This window comes from Streptomyces smaragdinus, assembly GCF_009604385.1.
GTDB lineage: Bacteria > Actinomycetota > Actinomycetes > Streptomycetales > Streptomycetaceae > Streptomyces > Streptomyces smaragdinus.
In genome coordinates this window covers 116218-135313 of sequence record NZ_WEGJ01000002.1, presented here as the reverse complement: position 1 = coordinate 135313, position 19096 = coordinate 116218, and the positions used below count along the sequence as shown (strand labels likewise).

The following is a 19096-nucleotide window of genomic DNA, read 5'->3' as shown; positions in this document are numbered from 1 at the left end:
GGAGCCCCGGTCCCGGGAAAGGAACGCCGATGGCCCGACGCGAACTGCCCCGGCTGCTGTCGGCGGGTACGGCGGCCCTCAGCCGCGGCCGCGAGGCCGCGCAGCACGCGGCCGGATCCGCGCACGACCTGCTGCGCCCCTTCCGCGCGGTGACCCGCGGCCTGACCCGCATCGCCGGCGCCGGCCGCGCCCGCTGGAGCAGCACCCCGCAGGACAGACGCACACCCCTGGCCTTCTTCGCCGTGGCCGCTGGCTTCCTGGTCTACCTGGCGCCGTACGGAATCGTCGCCACCGCCGTGGCGATCCTGGGCACCGCCTGGTGGCTGGGCCGCGAACCCGCCCCGGCCACTGCGGGCGACGGCGACGCGGACGTACCGGAGGACAACCGTCCCGCGCTGCTCTACGCGGCCCTGGTGCCGCATTTCTCCGTACCGGAGGACCCGGAACCGCTGTATTCCCACGGCGGCAGCCACGAGGACGTACTCACCGACTACGAACGCGACGAAGAAGGCCGGCTGGCCTGCCTCACCCTGCGCTATCCCGCGTATTTCGCCGACGGCGAGCCGGAGGCGCGGGCGAAGGTCGAGCGGCTGCTGGAGGCCAAGGCCGGCCGGGGCCGGGAATTCCTCTTCGACTGGGACGAGGAGGAGAACCGGCTGTCGGTACGGGCCCTGCCCCCGCTGCCCGCCGACATCACGGCGCAGCGGTTCGTCACCGCGCCCGGGGAGCGGGTGCTGGGGTTCACCGACGAACGCGGCGTCACCCGGACCATGCCGGTCACGGTGGACGGCGAGCAGCGGGACGTACCGCCCGTCCTGTGGCGGACGGGACCGAACACCACGCTCCCGCACCTGCTGGCCGTCGGCCATCCCGGCAGCGGGACGAGCAGTCTGCTGCGGTCGCTGGCCCTGCAGTCCGCACCGCAGGCGCAGGTCGCGATCGTCGACTCGGCGGGCACCGGCGAGTACGCGTTCCTGCGCGGCCGCAGCGGGATCCTGGCCGTGGAGAGCCGCATCACCGGGGCGGTCGGGGTGCTGGAGTGGGTGGTGCGCGAGACGCAGCGGCGCCTGGCCCTGGGCGGGCAGGCCCATCAGCCGCTGTGGCTCGTCGTGGACCGGCCGACCGTGCTCAGCCAGATCGCCGCACTGGACGGCCGGCCGGACCCGCAGCAGCTGCTGCGGCTGCCGCTGCAGCACGGGCGGGCCGCGGTGGTGACGGTCGTGGTCGCCGAGCACTTCGACACGGCGGCCGCGCTGGACGACGCGGTGACCGGCCACACCCGGGCCCGCGTCATGCTGGGCGCGGCGAACGCCGAGCAGGTACGGGCGGTGCTGGGCGCCCCGCCGAACACCACCCCGCCGGCCGACGCGCCGCCGGGACGCGGCTACGCGCGGCTGGGGACCGGCCCCGTGCACCGGATCCAGGTGCCGGCGACGCCCAACCCGGACCGGGAGGACACCGCGGCCGAGGCCCGGGAGGCGGTGCTGGGGCTGCTGCCGCCGCCCGCGGAACCCGCCGCGCCCACCACACCCGCCGCGCCGGCCGGCTGAACGGGGTCGCGCAGGGCGACCGGATCGTCACCCGTTTGCAGTAGCACGCCATGCGCGCGGCGTAGCCGGACTTGACGATGGTGGGTGCCGATGCACCGAGTTTTCGGAGAGTCCCGTGATCCTGTCAGTCTCCGGTGTCGTTCTCCTGGGCATCATCGTGTTCCTGTTCTTCCGCAAAGACGGCCTGAAGTTCAGCCACGCGCTCATCTGCGGGCTCTTCGGCTTCTATCTCGCGGGCACGGCGATCGCGCCGAGCATCCGCGCGGGCGGTGAGTCGCTCGCGCAGCTCCTCGGCGGTATCGCCCTCTAGCCGGCCCGGCCGCGTACTACCGCCCGGGCCGCGAGCCGGACGTGAGCAGCACGCCGACGGTGGCGAGGGTCAGCACGACCCAGCCGAACCACAGCCAGCCGTTGCTGCCCAGCGCCACCGTGTACGCGGTCACCAGCACGAGTCCGCCCATGGCACACGCCGACAAGGTCTTCGCCGAACCCGGCATCGCCGGCCTCCTCACCCCGCCCCGGGGGGTGTGCCGCCGGGGACACAGTAGTGACCTCCATAGTCACCCCGGCGGTGGGTGCGGCGCTACTGCCCGCGCGCCTGCAGCGACGCCAGGTAGGCGTTGTACGCCTCGAGTTCCTCGTCCCCGTTGCGGTCGGCGGCGCGGTCGGAGCGGCGGGCCCGGCGCTGCTCGGACGTGTACCACTGGTAGAGCAGGGCGACGAGGACCAGGACCGAGGGGATCTCGCTGAACGCCCAGGCGATGCCGCCGGCCGACTGCTGGTCGCCCAGGGGGTCGATGCCCAGGGACGCCGGCGGGTGCAGATAGGTCTCCACCAGGGGCTCGCTCGCCATCATCAGCGCGATGCCGAAGAAGGCGTGGAAGGGCATCCCGGCGAAGAGGATCAGCATCCGCATCACATGCCCGTGGCGGTGCGGTCCGGGGTCGGCGCCCATGATCGGCCAGAAGAACACCAGGCCGACGGCGAGGAAGTGCACCATCATCACCAGATGCCCGGCCTGCGAACCCATCAGGAAGTCAAACAGCGGCGTGAAGTACAGCGCGTACAGGCTCGCGATGAACATCGGGATCGTGAAGCCCGGGTGGGTGATCACCTTCAGATAGGTGCTGTGCAGCAGCCGCACCAGCAGCGCCCGGGGGCTGACGCGCGAACCGCGGCGGCCGGTGGGCAGCGCGCGCAGCATCAGGGTGACCGGGGCGCCGAGGAGCAGCAGGATCGGCGACAGCATGCTGATCACCATGTGCTGCACCATGTGCACGCTGAACATGAACATGCCGTAGTCGTTGAGCGCGGTGCACATCACGGCCACCAGGGTCAGCACCCCGAGGGTGAAGACGGCGGTCCGTGCGACCGGCCAGCTGTCGCCGCGCCGGTGCAGCCGGATCACCCCCCAGCCGTACAGGGCGAGCGCCAGGATCGAGCCGATGAGGAAGAAGGGCTCGCCCGTGAACTCCAGCCCGCGGCCGATGGTGAACGGCGGAAGCGTGTCCGTGCCGTGCCCGCCGTGGTGATCCATGTCCTGCTCCTGTCGCGTGGTGCTGCGACAAGCCTAGAGCCGCCCTCCCGCGGCGATGGCGCGGGGGGCGGCTGTGGGCGTGGCTCAGGCGGGCACTGCGACGGGCGTCACAGCACGCACTCCGCCTCCGTGTAGCGGTCCTGCGGCACGGTCTTGAGGTGGTCGACGGCCTCGGTGAGCGGGATGAGGGTGATCTCCGTGCCGCGCAGGGCGGTCATCATGCCGAAGTCTCCGCGGTGCACGGCCTCCACGGCGTGCCAGCCGAAGCGGGTGGCCAGGACCCTGTCGTACGCGGTGGGGGTGCCGCCGCGCTGCACGTGGCCGAGGATCACCGGGCGGGCCTCCTTGCCCAGGCGTCCCTCGAGCTCCACGGCGAGCTGGCGGGCGATGCCGGCGAACCGCTCGTGGCCGTACATGTCCTTGCCGCCGGTGTCGAACGCCATGCTGCCCTCACGGGGCTTGGCGCCCTCGGCGGCGACGACGATGGCGAACTTCTTCCCGGCGGCGAACCGCTCGCCGATGAGCTTCGCCAGCTCCTCGATGTCGAAGGGGCGCTCGGGGACGACGATCGCGTGGGCCCCCGCCGCCATCCCGGAGTGCAGGGCGATCCACCCGGTGTGGCGGCCCATCACCTCGACGATCAGCATCCGCTGGTGGGACTCGGCGGTGGTCTTCAGCCGGTCCAGGGCCTCGGTCGCGACGCCGACGGCGGTGTCGAAGCCGAAGGTGACGTCGGTGCCCGATATGTCGTTGTCGATGGTCTTGGGTACGCCCACGATCGGCAGCCCGGCGTCGGAGAGCATCCGGGCGGCCTTCAGGGTGCCCTCGCCGCCGATCGGGATGACCGCGTCCAGCCCCAGCTCGGCGAGATGGCTGCGGGCGCGCTCGACACCGTCACGCAGATGCGCCGGCTGGACCCGGGAGGAGCCCAGGATGGTGCCGCCGCGGGCCAGGATGCCGCTCACCGCGTCGAGGTCGAGCTTGCGGTAGTCGCACTCCAGCAGGCCCTTCCAGCCGTCGTGGAATCCGATCACCTCGTCGCCGTGGTCGGCCGTGGCGCGGTGGACGACCGAACGGATGACGGCGTTGAGGCCGGGGCAGTCGCCTCCGGAGGTGAGAACACCTATGCGCATGGCAGTGCAGACCTTTACAGCAGGGTGGTCATGGAGGACCGGACCCCATTGTCCGGCTGAAACAGCGGCGTCAGCTTAGCGACCTTCGCTGGCGCCGTGCTTAAGCCGCCCGCCCGTTGGGACGGGCCGCCGCACGCCCGCTCAGGCGGGCTGCGCGGTGGCGGCGATGCGCTCGGCGCGCAGCGCCTCGTACCAGTGGTCGTCCAGCGGGGGCAGGGCGCCGGAGTCCATCGCCAGCCGGATGAGGAGGTCGGCGATCTGGGGGTTGCGGGCCAGCACCGGGCCGTGCATGTACGTACCGAAGACGCTGTCGTTCCACGCGCCCTCGGTGCCGTCGCCGGTGCCGTTGCCGTTGCCGGCCCGGACCGTGGCGAACGGGCGGGCGCCGGGGCCGAGATGGGTGACGCCCTGGTGGTTCTCGAAGCCCGTGAGCTGGGGCAGGCCCAGCTGCGGGTCGACGTCCGCCAGGACGTCGCCGACGCAGCGCTGTCCCTCGCCGCGGGTGGAGATCACGTCGAGCAGGCCGAGGCCCTGCTCGCGGTTGCCGAGGTCGTTGACGAACTCGTGGCCGAGGATCTGGTAGCCGGCGCAGACGGAGAACAGGGTGGCGCCGTTGGCGACGGCCCGGTTCAGCCCGCCGTCACGGCGCAGCCGCTCGGCGGCCAGCCGCTGCGGGCGGTCCTCGCCGCCGCCGATCAGATAGATGTCACCGGACGTCGGCACGGGCTGGTCGGAGCGCACGTCGTAGCGCTCGACGTTCAGGCCCCGGCGGCGGGCGCGGTGCTCGACGATGAGGGCGTTGCCCTGGTCGCCGTAGGTGCTCAGCAGGTCCGGGTAGACCCAGATGAGGCGCAGGCTGTTGTCGTTCATGCTTCGCTCTCGCACTTCGGTCGCTGGATCCTGTTCAGTTGCCCACTCGGCGGCGGAGGTCCTGGAACGCGGTGTAGTTGGCGATGACCTCGATCCGTCCGGCGGGGGCCGCCGCAACGGCCTCGTCGAGGTTCTCGCAGACCCGGAAGCTCTGCCCGGCGACCTCCAGCCGGACGGCCAGGTCGAGCTTGCGGTCGCCGACCACGAACAGCGGGTGACCGGTGAGGCGGGTGTAGTCGACGTCCCACAGCCAGGAGGTGTCGGTGCCGTCGGCGCCGCGGGCGTTGACGGACAGCACGACGGGCGCGGGCGCCGGGTCGATCAGGGAGAACGTCTCCAGCCAGCCGGCCGGGTTCTTCGCCAGCAGCAGCCGCAGATCACGGTTGTCGAAGGAGACCACGTCGTAGCGGCCGGCCACCGCGGTGACGTCCCACATGCGCTCCAGCCCGATCTGCGGGGCGACGCCGAAGGCGGCGGCGACCGCGGCGGACATGGTGGCGTTGGACTTGTTGGCCCGGCCCGGCAGCTGCAGCCTGATGGGCCAGGCGGCGCCGTGCGGGTCGAGGACGTAGTCGCCCGAGAGCGCCCACTGCGGGGTGGGGCGGCGGAAGCCGCAGTCGCCGCAGCCCCAGTCGTCGTCGCGGCGCTGGAGCACACCGCCGCAGGACGGGCAGGACCAGGCGTCGTCCTTCCACTCCTGGCCGGCGGCCACCCACACCACGTTGGCGGAGGAGCTGGCGGCCCAGGCGATCAGCGGGTCGTCGCAGTTGGCGACGATCAGCGCCTTGGAGCCGGCCAGGCCCTCGCGCCACTTCTCGGCGAGCATCCGGGTCTCCGCGGCGCGGTCGAGCTGGTCGCGGGAGAGGTTCAGCAGGGCGATCGCCTTGGGGTCCACGTCGCGGGCGACGCCGGCGAGGTACTTCTCGTCGACCTCGATCACGCCGTAGCGGGCGTCGGAGCCGCCGGCCAGGGCGGAGGTGATGCCGGCCGGCATGTTCGCCCCGAGGGCGTTGGAGACGACCGGGCCGGCCGCGCGCAGCGCCTCGGCGATCAGCCGGGTCGTGGTCGTCTTGCCGTTCGTGGCGGACACCAGGACGACGTCGAGGTGGGCGGCGACACGGGCGAGGAGATCGGGGTCGAGCTTCAGGGCGACGCGTCCGCCGATCACCGAGCCGCTGCCGCGGCCCGCCGCACGCGAGACCGCCGCGGCGGCCTTGCCCGCGGTGACGGCCAGTTTGGCCCGCGGCGACAGCGGTTCTGTGTTGCCTGCCATCGTGGTGGTTCCTCCTCGGTTCCGTACGCCGCTGCCAGCCTATCCACTCCCCGGCCGTACGCTCGAATCCGGCGCCCCGCCGCCAGGGGTTTCGGTCCTGGTCGGGGCCGGGTCCGGGGCGATCTAGGGTGTGGCCCATGAGTGAGCGCAGGATCCCCGGGGCGGGCGGACGGGTGCGGGACGTCCGCAGGTTCGGGTCGGCGGTGATGCACCGGCCGGCCGCGGCGGTCACCGAGTTCGGGGAGCCGGTCGAGCGGCTGGTGGAGGACATGTTCGCCACCATGTACGCGGCGCGGGGCGTGGGGCTCGCGGCCTGCCAGATCGGCGTCGGGCTGCGGGTGTTCGTCTACGACTGCCCGGACGACGAGGACGTACGGCATCTGGGACACGTGGTGAACCCGCGCCTGGTGTCCACCGGCGGCGTGCGGCTGCGCGGGCCGGAGGGGTGTCTGTCGCTGCCGGGACGCGAGGCGGCGACCGAGCGGTGGGACGAGGCCGTGGTGGAGGGCGTGGACGCCGCCGGGGAGCCGGTGCGGGTGGCGGGGACGGGGTGGTTCGCGCGGTGTCTGCAGCACGAGTGCGACCATCTGGACGGCACGGTGTTCAGCGACCGGCTCGGGCCGGTGCGGCGCCGGCGAGTGCTCCGGTAGACCGGTCCCGCGTCAGAACCCGGGCCCGCCGGCCCGGTCGGCGGCCGCCGCGAGCCGGCCCCAGAGCAGGTCCGCGAGGCTCCGTACGACCTCGGCGCGCGGGCACGGCCGCTCGCCCAGCCACCAGTCGCCCGCGGCGTGCATCATGCCGACGATGCCGTGGCCCCAGGCGCGGGCCCGCAGCGCGCCGCCCGGGCCCAGGTCGACCCGCTCCGAGATGACCTCGGCGAGCTCCTCCCCCAGCCGGCGCAGCAGCGGCGCCGAGTGCCGGGCGACCTCGAAGGCCTCGGACGTGGGCGCGGTGTCGGGGGGATGCATCAGGAAGCGGTACACCTGCGGGCGGGCCTCGATCGCCGCGAGATAGGTGTCGACGGTGGCCTCGACCCGTTCGCGGCGGTCTCCCGCGGGAGCGTCCAGGGCGGCGCGCAGGGAGTCGAGCAGGGCGTCGGTGTGGCGCCGGGCGAGGGCCGCGTACAGGCCGCCCTTGTCCCCGAAGTGGCGGTAGAGGATCGGCTTGGTGATGCCCGCCTCGGCCGCGATCGCGTTCATCGACGCGCCGGGACCGTCCCGGAGCACGACCCGGTCGGCAGCCTCCAGCAGCTGGCTCCGGCGCCGGTCCACGGCCTGCCGCCGGTCGCCCTGCCGACTGGTGTCCATGAGCTCCTCTTCTTCCCCGGGTGCCGTCGCGTTCCGCAACGTAACACTCCCCGTACGCACGGTGCCCGGCGTCCGCGATGTGACCACCCGCGTCCACGGAGTTGACATATCTTACCAGCGGGTAACAGACTGGTGTTACCGCCAGTAACAGACGCCCGCGGAGGGGCCATGCCAGACATCACGTTCGAGCTCAACGAGGACCAGCAGCAGGTCCGGGACTGGATCCACGGCTTCGCCGTGGACGTCATGCGTCCCGCGGCCGCCGAGTGGGACGAGCGCGAGGAAACCCCCTGGCCGGTGATCCAGGAGGCCGCGAAGATCGGTCTGTACTCCCTCGACTTCTACGCCCAGCAGTACTTCGACCCCACGGGTCTGGGCATCGCGATGACGATGGAGGAGCTCTTCTGGGGCGACGCCGGCATCGGCCTGTCCATCGTCGGTACGGGTCTGGCCGCCGTCGGCGTCCTCGCCAACGGCACCGAGGAGCAGGTCGGCACCTGGATCCCGCAGATGTACGGCGACGCCTCGGACGTGAAGGTCGCCGCGTTCTGCTCCTCCGAGCCGGACGCCGGCTCCGACGTCTCCGCGATGCGCACCCGCGCGGTGTACGACGAGGCCAAGGACGAGTGGGTGCTGAACGGCACCAAGACCTGGGCGACCAACGGCGGCATCGCCAACGTCCACGTGGTCGTCGCCGTCGTGGACCCGGAGCTCGGTTCCAAGGGCCACGCCTCGTTCATCGTCCCGCCGGCCACCCCGGGCCTGAGCCAGGGCCAGAAGTTCAAGAAGCACGGCATCCGCGCCTCGCACACCGCCGAGGTCGTCCTCGAGGACGTGCGGATCCCGGGCCACTGTCTGCTGGGCGGCAAGGACAAGCTCGACGAACGCCTCGCCCGCGCCCGCGAGCGGGCGAAGACCGGCGGCGAGCGCGTCAAGAACGCCGCGATGGCCACGTTCGAGGCGTCCCGCCCGGCGGTCGGCGCCCAGGCCGTCGGCATCGCGCGGGCCGCGTACGAGGTCGCGCTCGACTACGCCAGGACCCGCGTCCAGTTCGGCCGGCCCATCATCGACAACCAGGGCATCGCCTTCCAACTCGCCGACATGCGCACCCGTATCGACGCCGCCCGGCTGCTGGTGTGGCGCGCGTCGTGGATGGCGGTGGCGGGCAAGCCGTTCGCGTCCGCCGAGGGCTCGATGTCCAAGCTCTTCGCCGGGGAGACGGCCAAGTCGGTCACCGCGCAGGCGATGCAGATCCTGGGCGGCAACGGCTTCACCCGCGAGTACCCCGTGGAGCGCATGCACCGCGACGCGGCGATCTACACCATCTTCGAGGGCACGAGCGAGATCCAGCGTCTGGTGATCGCGCGCACCCTGTCGGGGATGCCGATCCGCTGAGCCGTGGCGCCCCTCTCCCGCCGGCCCACTGGCGGTGCGGCCCGGGAGAGGGGGCCCGCGGGGCGGCTTCGTATCCGCCCTGCCGGGACAGTTGCACCCGGCGTCGCTGTGCCTAGACTGTGGTCCCACGCGAGAGCCGCTGGCCCGCTCAGCGGCGCCTGAGCCGATCCGGTGCCGTGGGGGGCCCTGTGTTCTATTACGTGTGCAAGTACGTGCTGCTGGGGCCTTTCCTGAGGCTGGCGTTCCGTCCCCGTATCGAGGGACTCGAGAACATCCCGCAGGACGGCCCGGCGATCGTCGCGGGCAACCACCTGTCGTTCTCCGACCACTTCCTGATGCCCGCGATGCTGAAGCGGCGCATCACCTTCCTCGCCAAGGCCGAGTACTTCACCGGCCCCGGCATCAAGGGCCGCCTGGTCGCGGCGTTCTTCCGCAGCATCGGCCAGATCCCCGTCGACCGCACCGGACGCAAGGCGGCCCAGGCCGCCATCGACGAGGGCGTCGGCGTGCTGCGCAAGGGCGAACTCCTGGGGATCTACCCGGAGGGCACGCGCTCGCACGACGGCCGGCTCTACAAGGGGCGCGTCGGCGTCGCCGCGATGGCGCTGAAGGCGCGTGTGAAGGTCATCCCCTGCGCGATGGTCGGCACCTTCGAACTGCAGCCCCCCGGGCGGAAGATCCCGCGGCTGGGACGGGTGACGATCCGCTTCGGCGAGCCGCTGGACTTCACCCGGTTCGAGGGGATGGAGAACGAAAAGGCCGTGCTCCGCGCCGTCACCGATGAGATCATCTACGAGATTCTCCGGCTGTCCGGCCAGGAGTACGTGGACCGCTACGCCACGGAGGTGCGGGCGGAACTGGAGGCCGAGCGCAAGGCGGCCTGAGCATACGGGGGCGACCATGAGCGCGCGGCTGAAGAGCCTGGCACGGCAGAACGGCGAGATCGTCGAACGGGGCGGCTACCGGGCGCCTTCCGGCCGGTGGGTGGACCTGGGCGCACGGGTGAGCGCGGCGGCCGACGGGACACGGCTGTACGGGCCGGAGGCCGTGCGGGCGCCGGACAGCGCGGGTGGGGCCACCGCCTTCGAGGTCACGTCCGAGGACAGCCTCGCGGCCGCGCGCCGGCTCGTCGCCGGCGGGGCCGGGCGGACCGGGGTGCTGAACTTCGCCTCCGCGCGCAACGCGGGCGGCGGCTATGTGGGCGGCGCCAAGGCCCAGGAGGAGGATCTGTGCCGGGCGTCCGCCCTGTACGAGTGCCTGCTCACCGCCCCGGAGTACTACAGCGCTCACCGGGCGGACCCGAGCCCCTTCTACAGCGACCGCGTGATCCACTCCCCCGGTGTGCCCGTCTTCCGCGACCGGCGGGGTGAGCTGCTCGAGGAGCCGTACGAGGTCGACTTCCTCACCTCGCCCGCCCCCAACACCGGCGTGATCGCCCAGCGGTCGCCGGAGCGCCGCGGCGAGGTGCCGGCGGCGCTGGCCCGGCGGGCGGAGCGGGTGCTGGAGGTCGCCGCGGTGGGGGGCTGCGAGGCGCTCGTCCTCGGGGCGTGGGGGTGCGGGGTGTTCCGCAATGATCCTGCGGAAGTCGCGGAGGCCTTCGGGGTGTTGCTGACCGGCGGGGGACGTTTCGCGGACCGCTTCGGGCGGGTGGTGTTCGCGGTGTGGGAGCGCGGATCGGCGACGCCGGTGCGTGACGTCTTCGAGCGGCGGATCATGTCCGCCGGGTGACGCCCGGGTCAGCCGGCCGGCGCGTCCCAGTCGACGCGGTGCCGGAAGACCCACGCCATCTTCTCCGGCTTGGAGAACGACGCGAACACCTTGATCGCCCAGGCGTTGACCACCCGCATCACGGGCCCGGCGGCCTTGGCGCTGTTCTTGCGGTTGGTCGCGGCGATGACCTTCTCCACCCGCGGCCGGCGCAGCCGCTCGTACGCCTCGAACGCCCGCGGATACGGCAGGTCGCGCAGACAGCGGGCGAGTTCCAGGGCGCTCTCCACAGCCAGGGTGGCGCCCATGCCGGAGCTGGAGGAGGGGGCGTGCACCGAGTCGCCGGTGAGGACCATGCGCCCCTTGCTCCAGGTCTCGACCCTGGGCATGTTCTCCATCGGGCCCACGACGATCAGGTCCTCGGGCGGCGTCCGGCCGATCAGGTCGGCGGCCGGGGTGAGGTCGTCGGCGTACAGCGGGGCCAGGCGCTCGAGCCAGTCCTCGGCCGCGGTCTCCCTTACCTCCGCGAGGGTGACGGGGCGCGGGTGGGGGAGGTTGACGAACCAGACGGCGGTGTCGTCGTCGAAGACCTGGTAGCCGAAGAAACCCCGTTTGCCGAACGGCATGTTCATCCTGCCGTCGGTGGAGGGCAGCCCGGGGGCGATGACGAGGGCGCCGAAGCTGATCAGCCCGGCGTAGCGGGGGCCGGGGGCGGCCGGGTCGATCAGGGTGCGGACCACGGAGCGGATGCCGTCGGCGCCGACGAGGAGGTCGCCGTCGGCGGCGGTGCCGTCCTCGAAGCGGGCGGTCACCGAGTCGCCGGTGTCCTCGGCGCCGGTCAGGCGCTTGCCGTACCGGACGTCGATACCGCGGGCGGCGGCCTCGTCCAGCAGCACCCGGTAGATCTCGTGGCGGAACATGAACTGCATGGGCGCCACGCCCGGCGGGTTGCCGAACTCGCCCAGCCTGCGGCCCCGCCAGTCCTGCAGGACGATCCCCTCCATGGGCTTGCCCAGCGCCCGGACCGCGTCCCCGGCGCCGATCACGTCCAGGGCGTCCATGCCGTTGGGGGCGACGCTCAGCCCGCCGCCCTTGCCGTCGGCGGTGCCCGGGTGGGCCTCGTACACGGTGGACTCGATGCCGGCCTTCTGCAACGCCATCGCGGCCACCGGGCCGGCGATGCCGCCCCCCGCGATCAGCACCCGACGGACACGGTCGTTCATGGCGGACTGCCTGACTCTCGGTCGTTCCGGACGCCCGGTACGGGATCGTCCCGGGCGGGGGCGCAGCAAACCCGTCCATCATGCCGGTATCCCGGCCGCGGGGCAGGCCCCCCGCGGCCGGGATACCCACTCCTGACCCGATGATGACCACCGCTTTGCCCTCAGCCGCCGGACGCCGCCTGCCGCGCGTCCCACTGGCGGCGCGCCAGTTCGAACCGCTCCCCCGGTGACAGACGGGGGTGGTCGGCCGCGGCCGAGTAGGGCTCCGTCTTGAACAGCAGGCTCTGCAGGGTGGTCGCGTGCTCCCCGAACATCTGGCGGCCCAGCCAGAACGGCGAGAGGTCGTCGAAGGCGTACGCGCCCTTCCTGCCCTCGATCTCGCCGTGGCCGATCCGCTTTCCGTCGTACGGCAGGACGCCCGATCCGTACACCGGATGCCAGGCGGCCGCGTCCTTCGGGCCGATCGAGTCGCGGACCAGCAGTCCGACGTAGGTGTGGCCGGGCGTGAGCCAGGACTTGCAGGGGACGTCCCACAGTTCGGTACGGAAGCTCTTGGGTGTCCTGGGTGCGCCCGCGCGTGAGTAGATCATCTGCTCGACGACGAGCCGGCCGCTGCGGTGCTGCTTCGCGCCCCGCTGGTCCTCGATGCGGAACACCGCGACGTGGTCGCCGAAGGACACCCAGTCCTGCGCGTCCTCCGCCGAGAAGTCCGGATAGGCGGGGTCGTACGTCGCGTCCCGTCCGTCACAGCCCTCGTAGCCCGCGGTCCGCGCCCGCGTCCCGGCCCCCGCGCTCTCGTCCCCGCACGACACGGCACCCACCCCGGCCGTCAGCGCCAGCGCGCACGCCGCCGTCAGGAACTTTCTCCACCCCATCGCGAACTCCCCACCTCTGCCGCCACGTCTCACGCCCCTGTGACGTGGGCCGGGGTGATCGGGTTCAACCCGGCGGGTTACGTTGGCACCATGAGCGATCTCGCCGGTGTCCTGGCCGACGCAGCGCGGGGTGTGTTCCCGCCGCCCGACGGGACCGTACGGGTGCTGCCGCCGCCCTCCGCCCGGGACACGGGGGTGATCGCGCTGACGGCGTGCTCGTTCGTCTTCGCGGACGTGAGCGAGGAATGGGTGCGCGAGCGGCTGCCCGCCGGCGATCTGTCCGCCCCGCTCAACCCGCCGTTCCTGCGGGCCCTGGAGGAGCGGCTGGGGCGCAGGGTGAACAACGTCGACATGCTGACGGTCGCCGGCCCCCTCGCCGGTCCGCCCCCGTTGGCGCTCGACGAGTCGACGGACCGGGATCAGTCGCGGGTGCGGCGGGCGCTGCACCACCGCGACGACGTGCGCGTATGGCAGGCGCAGGGCGGGATGGTGCTGCTGGGGCGGGGGGTCGCCGGGCGGTGGGAGATGGCCCTCGAGGTGGACGAGGCGGCGCGCGGTACGGGCCTGGGGCGGCGGCTGGCCGTCGCGGCGCGGCATCTCGTACCGGCCGGGGAGCCCTTGTGGGCGCAGGTCGCGCCGGGCAACGCGGCGAGCGTACGGGCGCTCCTCGCGGCGGGGTACCGGCCGGTGGGCGCGGAGGCGCTGCTCACGGCGTGAGCCCGGCCCGTACCGTCAGGGCACGGGCGCCTGCCACGGCAGGCAGATCCAGATCGTCTTGCCGCCCCGCGCCGTCGGCGCGACGGACAGCCGTCCGCCCGCATCGGCGAGCAGGGCGCGGATGATGGCCAGCCCCCGCCCGTTGTCCTGCTGCACGGCCGCCGGCAGCCGGCGCGGCCAGCGGGGGTGGTCGTCGGTCACCCCGACGCGCAACTGCTCGTCGCGGTCGAGGACCAGGTCCACCGTGAACGTCGGGGACCGGCCCAGGGTGTGCTGGACGGCGTTCGTCGCCAGCTCCGAGACGATCAGCCGGATCGTCTCGGAGGCGTCCGTGCCCTCCGGCAGCCCCCACTCCCCCAGGGTCCGCGCGACATGGCGGCGGGCCGCTGTCACCGAAGCCGGTTCGCTCGGCAGAGTGATCGCTGCGTCTCTTCGGTCTGCCATGACGGCGCCGTCCCTTTCCCACCCGGAGCGGACTTCGACACCCGTGAAGTCGAGGACGATCCCGGGCGGTTACCTCGCGACAGAGTGCCACCGATGCTCCACCTTGCGTGGTGGATCCACCAACATATGCATATATCTGTCGCCCGAAGCGGTGAACTCTGCTACGACCGACCGGTTGTGCACGGCACACTGTCGCAATGCCCACCCGAACGACGGCGGACGGGACTTAAGTGATGCGGCAGGGTCCGGCGGTGCGCCGCCGCAAACTCGGCGCGGAATTACGCAGACAGCGCGATCTGGCGGGACTCACCAGTGGCGAGGCGGCGCTGCGCGCGGGGTGGCACCAGTCGAAGGTGAGCCGGCTGGAGACCGGCCGCAGCGCGGCCAAGGCCGACGACGTACGGCGCCTCCTCGACGTCTACGGCTGCGCCGACAGCGGGCTGCGGGACGTGCTGGTGGCGCTGACCGGCCGGGAGGACACCGGCCGGGGCGCCTGGTGGAGCGCGTACCGGGAGCTGCTGCCGCCCGCGTACCGGGACTTCATCTCGCTGGAGGCCGAGGCCACGCACGTACGGACGCTGGAGACGATGGTCGTCCCCGGGCTGCTGCAGACCCGCGACTACGCGTGGGCGGTCACCCGGGCGGCGATGGCGGCGGCGAGCGACGAGGAGGTGTCCGCGCTGGTCGAGGTGCGGATCGCCCGGCAGGCGCTGCTGCGGGCGGAGCAGGCGCCGGTGCTGCACGCGGTGCTCGACGAGTCGGTGTTGCGGCGGCAGGTCGGCGGGCCGGAGGTGATGGCCGGGCAGCTGCGCCGGCTGCGGGAACTCGGGCGGTTGGGGAACGTCCGGTTACAGGTGCTGCCGTTCTCGGTCGGCGTGCATGTGGGAGTCACCGGGCCTTTCGTTTTGTTCTCATTTCCGCACGGTTCGGACCTTGACGTGGTGATTCTCGACCACATGACGAGTAGCCTCTATCTGGAACGGAAAGAAGATCTGAGGGTGTACGGCGAGGCTTTCGCAGCCCTTCAGGCGCGCGCCCTTCCGCACGAGCAGTCGCTGGCATTCATCGCCCGTATCAGCGCACGTGAGGAGGCACGAAAATGAGCGCGATGCCGCGATTTCTTCCTTCCTGTGAGGCGTACCCCGGACTGTCCTGGACACGCAGCACCTACAGCACCGGCGCGAACAACTGCGTGGAGGTCAGCCCCCTTCCCCCCGGCGGACTCGCCGTCCGCGACTCGAAACAGCCGGACGGACCCGCCCTGGTGTTCACCCCGCACGCGTGGGCGGACTTCCTGGGGGCCGTGAGGAACGGAGAGTTCTAGCGTTCAGGCGCGCGGGGCGGTCGCCGCGAGCGTCCTGAGCGCGAAGTCGATGTCCTGCCGCTCGAGATCCGCCCGCGCGGTCAGCCGTACGCGGGAGATCCCGTCGGGCACGGACGGCGGCCGGAAGCAGCCGACGCTCACTCCGGCCGACCTGCAGTCCGCGGCCCAGCTCAGTGCCTGCTCCGGCAACGGGGCGGGCACCGAGATCACGGCGGCGTCCGGCCGGATCGCCCGCAGACCGGACGCCGTCAGGCCCTCGTGCAGCGTGCGGGCCACCTCCCGCACCCGCGCCGCCCGCTGCGGCTCCCGGCGCAGCAGGCGCAGGGCGGCGAGCGCGGCGCCGGCGGCGGCCGGGGCGAGGCCGGTGTCGAAGATGAACGTACGGGCCGTGTTCACCAGATGCTCGATGACCGCGGCCGGCCCCAGCACCGCGCCGCCCTGGCTGCCCAGGGACTTCGACAGGGTGACCGTCGCGACCACCCCCCGCCCCCCGGCGACGCCCTGCGCGGCGGGCGTACCGCTGCCGCCGGGACCCAGGACGCCCAGCCCGTGGGCGTCGTCGACCAGCAGGGCCGCCCCGTGCCCGGCGGCGACCCCCGCCAGCGCGGCGAGCGGCGCGGCGTCCCCGTCGACGGAGAACACCGCGTCCGTGACGACCAGCGCCCGCCCGCCGTGGGCGTCCAGCGCCTTGTCCACGGCCTCGGGGTCGGCGTGCGGGGTGACCGCCGTCTGTGCCCGGGAGAGCCGGCAGCCGTCGATGAGGGAGGCGTGGTTGCCGGCGTCCGACACCACCAGGGTGTCGTGGCCGGTGAGCGCGGTGACGGCGGCGATGTTGGCCGCGTACCCGGAGGAGAAGACGAGCGCCGCCTCGAAGCCGCAGAAGGCGGCGAGCTCCGCCTCGAGTTCGGCATGCAGCCCGGTCGTGCCCGTCACGAGGCGCGAGCCCGTCGCGCCGGCCCCCCAGCGGCGGGCCGCCGTCACCGCGCCCTCGATCACCTCGGGGTGGCGGGACAGCCCCAGGTAGTCGTTGCTCGCCAGGTCGAGGCGGGTGTCGTCGGCCGGCCGCGGGCGCAGCCGGCGCACCAGTCCGGCCCGCTCGCGCGCGGCGGCCGCGCCGGTGATCCAGTCGAAGGGGTCGCGGGGCATGGCACGTCCTCATGCAGGGCTTAAGGCTGTCACGGCACGCTACTGGTGCGCGCCGTCGGGCGGGGTGTGGCAAGACACACAGTCTGCGGGGCGCGTCTTGTGCGGTGGCTTATTGGCTGGGGCGAGCGCGGTACGAAAGGATCGGCGGCATGGATCTGCTCTCTACGCTGGTGGACAAGGGGCTGCGCCGCGAGCGGCCGACGCGCGACGAGGCGCTGGCCGTACTCGCGACGACCGACGACGAGCTGCTCGACGTCGTGGCGGCGGCCGGCCGGGTGCGCCGGCACTGGTTCGGCCGCCGGGTGAAGCTGAACTACCTGGTGAACCTCAAGTCCGGCTTGTGTCCGGAGGACTGCTCGTACTGCTCGCAGCGCCTGGGCTCCGAGGCCGGGATCCTCAAGTACACCTGGATCAAGCCCGACGAGGCGGCGAAGGCGGCCGGGGCCGGGGTGGCGGGCGGCGCCAAGCGGGTGTGCCTGGTCGCCAGCGGCCGCGGTCCCACGGACCGGGACGTGGAGCGGGTCGCGGGCACCATCGCGGCGATCAAGGAGCAGAACGAGGGCGTCGAGGTCTGCGCCTGCCTCGGTCTGCTCTCCGACGGGCAGGCCGACCGGCTGCGCGACGCCGGGGCCGACGCGTACAACCACAATCTCAACACCAGCGAGTCGACGTACGCGGACATCTGCACGACGCACGACTACAGCGACCGCGTGGACACCGTGCACCGGGCGCGGGCCGCCGGGCTGTCGGCGTGCTCGGGGCTGATCGCGGGCATGGGCGAGAGCGACGCGGACCTGGTCGACGTGGTGTTCGGGCTGCGCGACCTCGACCCGGACTCGGTGCCGGTGAACTTCCTGATCCCCTTCGAGGGGACGCCGCTGGCGCAGGAGTGGAACCTGACGCCCCAGCGCTGTCTGCGGATCCTGGCGATGGTGCGGTTCGTGTGCCCGGACGTCGAGGTACGCCTGGCCGGCGGGCGGGAGGTGCAGCTGCGGTCGATGCAGCCGCTCGCCCTGCATCTGGCCAACTCGATCTTCCTCGGGGACTATCTGACCAGCGAGGGGCAGGCCGGGCAGGCGGACCTGGACATGATCGCGGACGCCGGGTTCGAGGTGGAGGGCGCGGGGACGACGACGCTGCCCGCGCACCGGGCCGAGGACGGCGCCGGCTGCGGCGGGGGTGCGTGCGGTCCCTCCTCCACGGACGAGCCCGAGCCCGCCGGGGCGGCCCGCCCCGGGCTGGTCTCGGTGCGCCGCCGGGGCGCCGGGACGGATCTGCCGCCGAATGCCTGAGCCGCTCGCGCCCGAGACGCTGCTCGCCCTGGACCGCGAGCACGTCTGGCATCCGTACGGGCCGATGCCCGGCCGGCAGGACCCGCTCGTCGTGGAGTCGGCCGCGGGCGTACGCCTCGCCCTCGCGCGGCCGGTCGAGGGGGTACGCGAGCTGGTCGACGGGATGTCGTCGTGGTGGTCGGCCATCCACGGCTACAACCACCCGGTGCTCAACCGGGCCGCCCACGACCAGCTCGAGCGGATGAGCCACGTGATGTTCGGCGGGCTCACCCACGAGCCCGCCGTCCGGCTCGCCGCCCGGCTGGTGGAGATCACGCCCGAGCCGCTGCGGCACGTGTTCCTCGCCGACTCCGGGTCGGTGTCGGTCGAGGTCGCCGTCAAGATGTGCCTGCAGTACTGGCGTTCCGCCGGCAGGCCGGAGAAACGGCGGCTGCTCACCTGGCGCGGCGGCTACCACGGCGACACCTGGCACCCGATGTCCGTCTGCGACCCCGACGGCGGCATGCACGAGCTGTGGAGCGGGGCGCTGCCCCGGCAGGTCTTCGCCCCGGCGCCGCCCGGCGGGTTCGGGGACGAGCCCGACGCGGCGTACGTGCGGGAGCTGCGTGCCCTGGTGGCGCGGCACGCGGCGGAGGCGGCCGCGGTGATCGTGGAGCCGGTGGTGCAGGGGGCGGGCGGGATGCGCTTCCACTCCCCCGGCTATCTGCGGGTGCTGCGGGAGGCGTGCGACGAGCACGGGGTGCTGCTGGTGTTCGACGAGATCGCCACCGGGTTCGGGCGTACGGGCGCGCTGTTCGCCGCGGACCACGCCGGGGTGTCGCCCGATGTGATGTGCGTGGGGAAGGCGCTGACCGGGGGCTATCTGACGATGGCGGCGACGCTGTGCACGCCGGAGGTGGCCGGGGGGATCTCCCGGGGCGAGGTGCCGGTGCTGGCACACGGGCCGACGTTCATGGGGAATCCGCTCGCGGCGGCGGTCGCCACGGCGTCGATCGACCTGGTGACGGGGCAGGACTGGGCGTTTCATGTGAAACGTCTCGAAACGGGCCTCGCCGACGGGCTGGCGGCGGCCGCCGGGCTGCCCGGGGTCACGGACGTGCGGGTGCTGGGCGGGATCGGTGTGGTGCAGCTGGACCACCCGGTGGACATGGCGGCGGCCACCCGGGCAGCCGTCCGGGCCGGGGTGTGGCTGCGGCCGTTCCGGGATCTCGTCTACACGATGCCGCCGTATGTCACCGGGGACGACGATCTGGCGCGGATCTGCGACGCCGTGTGCGCGGCCGCGGCCGCGGGATGAGGGGTG

The 19096-nt window shown here is 72.9% G+C and carries 21 protein-coding genes; 11 read left to right on the top strand and 10 right to left on the bottom strand.

What is annotated here, in order from left to right:
- Positions 1–29 precede the first annotated feature (29 nt).
- Together SRB5_RS04090 and SRB5_RS04085 are read left to right on the top strand one after the other, a co-directional pair.
- A complete protein-coding gene (locus tag SRB5_RS04090; protein WP_153450050.1) occupies positions 30–1550 on the top strand; it encodes a hypothetical protein in 1521 nt (506 codons plus the stop codon).
- A gap of 115 nt (positions 1551–1665) precedes the next feature.
- The gene (locus tag SRB5_RS04085) at positions 1666–1860 is read left to right on the top strand and encodes a hypothetical protein (RefSeq protein ID WP_323377002.1); all 195 of its coding nucleotides are present in this window, start codon (positions 1666–1668) and stop codon (positions 1858–1860) included.
- Between the two features lie 16 nt (positions 1861–1876).
- On the opposite strand, the gene SRB5_RS35800 is transcribed toward SRB5_RS04085, so the two are convergent.
- The 5 genes from SRB5_RS35800 to SRB5_RS04065 all read right to left on the bottom strand — a co-directional run bounded on the left by SRB5_RS35800 (position 1877) and on the right by SRB5_RS04065 (position 6363).
- Positions 1877–2047 (bottom strand): hypothetical protein, encoded by a 171-nt coding sequence (locus tag SRB5_RS35800; protein ID WP_194292820.1) that lies wholly within the window; start codon positions 2045–2047, stop codon positions 1877–1879.
- Positions 2048–2133: 86 nt separating this feature from the next.
- On the bottom strand, positions 2134–3087 hold the full coding sequence (locus tag SRB5_RS04080; RefSeq protein ID WP_153450049.1) for a cytochrome c oxidase assembly protein: 954 nt from the start codon (positions 3085–3087) through the stop codon (positions 2134–2136).
- A gap of 107 nt (positions 3088–3194) precedes the next feature.
- Complete coding sequence (locus tag SRB5_RS04075) at positions 3195–4220, bottom strand: 6-phosphofructokinase (RefSeq protein WP_153450048.1); 1026 nt, start codon at positions 4218–4220, stop codon at positions 3195–3197.
- A 141-nt stretch (positions 4221–4361) separates the two neighbouring features.
- The gene (locus SRB5_RS04070) at positions 4362–5090 is read right to left on the bottom strand and encodes a type 1 glutamine amidotransferase (RefSeq protein ID WP_153450047.1); all 729 of its coding nucleotides are present in this window, start codon (positions 5088–5090) and stop codon (positions 4362–4364) included.
- 34 nt (positions 5091–5124) lie between these two features.
- Entirely contained in the window at positions 5125–6363 is a 1239-nt protein-coding gene (locus SRB5_RS04065; protein WP_153450046.1) for a Mur ligase family protein, read from the bottom strand.
- A 137-nt stretch (positions 6364–6500) separates the two neighbouring features.
- Here SRB5_RS04065 and def point away from each other — a divergent pair, with 137 nt between their 5' ends.
- Positions 6501–7013 (top strand): peptide deformylase, encoded by a 513-nt coding sequence (gene def, locus SRB5_RS04060; RefSeq protein ID WP_153450045.1) that lies wholly within the window; start codon positions 6501–6503, stop codon positions 7011–7013.
- A 12-nt stretch (positions 7014–7025) separates the two neighbouring features.
- Here def and SRB5_RS04055 read toward each other — a convergent pair whose 3' ends face one another.
- Complete coding sequence (locus SRB5_RS04055; protein ID WP_153450044.1) at positions 7026–7670, bottom strand: TetR family transcriptional regulator; 645 nt, start codon at positions 7668–7670, stop codon at positions 7026–7028.
- A 168-nt stretch (positions 7671–7838) separates the two neighbouring features.
- Between SRB5_RS04055 and SRB5_RS04050 the strand changes: the two genes are divergently transcribed.
- The 3 genes from SRB5_RS04050 to SRB5_RS04040 all read left to right on the top strand — a co-directional run bounded on the left by SRB5_RS04050 (position 7839) and on the right by SRB5_RS04040 (position 10793).
- Entirely contained in the window at positions 7839–9065 is a 1227-nt protein-coding gene (locus SRB5_RS04050) for an acyl-CoA dehydrogenase family protein (RefSeq protein WP_153450043.1), read from the top strand.
- Positions 9066–9253: 188 nt separating this feature from the next.
- The gene (locus SRB5_RS04045) at positions 9254–9949 is read left to right on the top strand and encodes a lysophospholipid acyltransferase family protein (RefSeq protein WP_323377000.1); all 696 of its coding nucleotides are present in this window, start codon (positions 9254–9256) and stop codon (positions 9947–9949) included.
- Positions 9950–9965: 16 nt separating this feature from the next.
- A complete protein-coding gene (locus tag SRB5_RS04040) occupies positions 9966–10793 on the top strand; it encodes a TIGR02452 family protein (RefSeq protein ID WP_153450042.1) in 828 nt (275 codons plus the stop codon).
- Between the two features lie 8 nt (positions 10794–10801).
- Here SRB5_RS04040 and SRB5_RS04035 read toward each other — a convergent pair whose 3' ends face one another.
- The gene (locus tag SRB5_RS04035; protein ID WP_153450041.1) at positions 10802–11995 is read right to left on the bottom strand and encodes an FAD-dependent oxidoreductase; all 1194 of its coding nucleotides are present in this window, start codon (positions 11993–11995) and stop codon (positions 10802–10804) included.
- Between the two features lie 161 nt (positions 11996–12156).
- Positions 12157–12870 carry a hypothetical protein gene (locus SRB5_RS04030; RefSeq protein ID WP_153450040.1) on the bottom strand — a complete coding sequence of 238 codons (714 nt, stop codon included), beginning with the start codon at positions 12868–12870 and terminating at the stop codon, positions 12157–12159.
- Between the two features lie 90 nt (positions 12871–12960).
- Here SRB5_RS04030 and SRB5_RS04025 point away from each other — a divergent pair, with 90 nt between their 5' ends.
- Entirely contained in the window at positions 12961–13587 is a 627-nt protein-coding gene (locus SRB5_RS04025; RefSeq protein ID WP_153450039.1) for a GNAT family N-acetyltransferase, read from the top strand.
- Positions 13588–13602: 15 nt separating this feature from the next.
- Here the strand turns inward: SRB5_RS04025 and SRB5_RS04020 are convergent, their stop codons facing one another.
- The gene (locus SRB5_RS04020) at positions 13603–14031 is read right to left on the bottom strand and encodes an ATP-binding protein (RefSeq protein WP_153450038.1); all 429 of its coding nucleotides are present in this window, start codon (positions 14029–14031) and stop codon (positions 13603–13605) included.
- Positions 14032–14264: 233 nt separating this feature from the next.
- Between SRB5_RS04020 and SRB5_RS04015 the strand changes: the two genes are divergently transcribed.
- Complete coding sequence (locus SRB5_RS04015) at positions 14265–15134, top strand: helix-turn-helix domain-containing protein (protein ID WP_153450037.1); 870 nt, start codon at positions 14265–14267, stop codon at positions 15132–15134.
- Positions 15131–15355 (top strand): DUF397 domain-containing protein, encoded by a 225-nt coding sequence (locus SRB5_RS04010; protein ID WP_153450036.1) that lies wholly within the window; start codon positions 15131–15133, stop codon positions 15353–15355. The genes SRB5_RS04015 and SRB5_RS04010 overlap by 4 nt, the downstream gene beginning before the upstream one ends.
- A 3-nt stretch (positions 15356–15358) precedes the next feature.
- Here SRB5_RS04010 and SRB5_RS04005 read toward each other — a convergent pair whose 3' ends face one another.
- Entirely contained in the window at positions 15359–16501 is a 1143-nt protein-coding gene (locus SRB5_RS04005; RefSeq protein ID WP_153450035.1) for an 8-amino-7-oxononanoate synthase, read from the bottom strand.
- 149 nt (positions 16502–16650) lie between these two features.
- Here SRB5_RS04005 and bioB point away from each other — a divergent pair, with 149 nt between their 5' ends.
- On the top strand, positions 16651–17793 hold the full coding sequence (gene bioB, locus SRB5_RS04000) for a biotin synthase BioB (protein ID WP_153450034.1): 1143 nt from the start codon (positions 16651–16653) through the stop codon (positions 17791–17793).
- Positions 17786–19090, top strand: a complete 1305-nt coding sequence (locus SRB5_RS03995) for an adenosylmethionine--8-amino-7-oxononanoate transaminase (protein ID WP_153450033.1) — start codon at positions 17786–17788, stop codon at positions 19088–19090. The genes bioB and SRB5_RS03995 overlap by 8 nt, the downstream gene beginning before the upstream one ends.
- Positions 19091–19096: the final 6 nt, after the last annotated feature.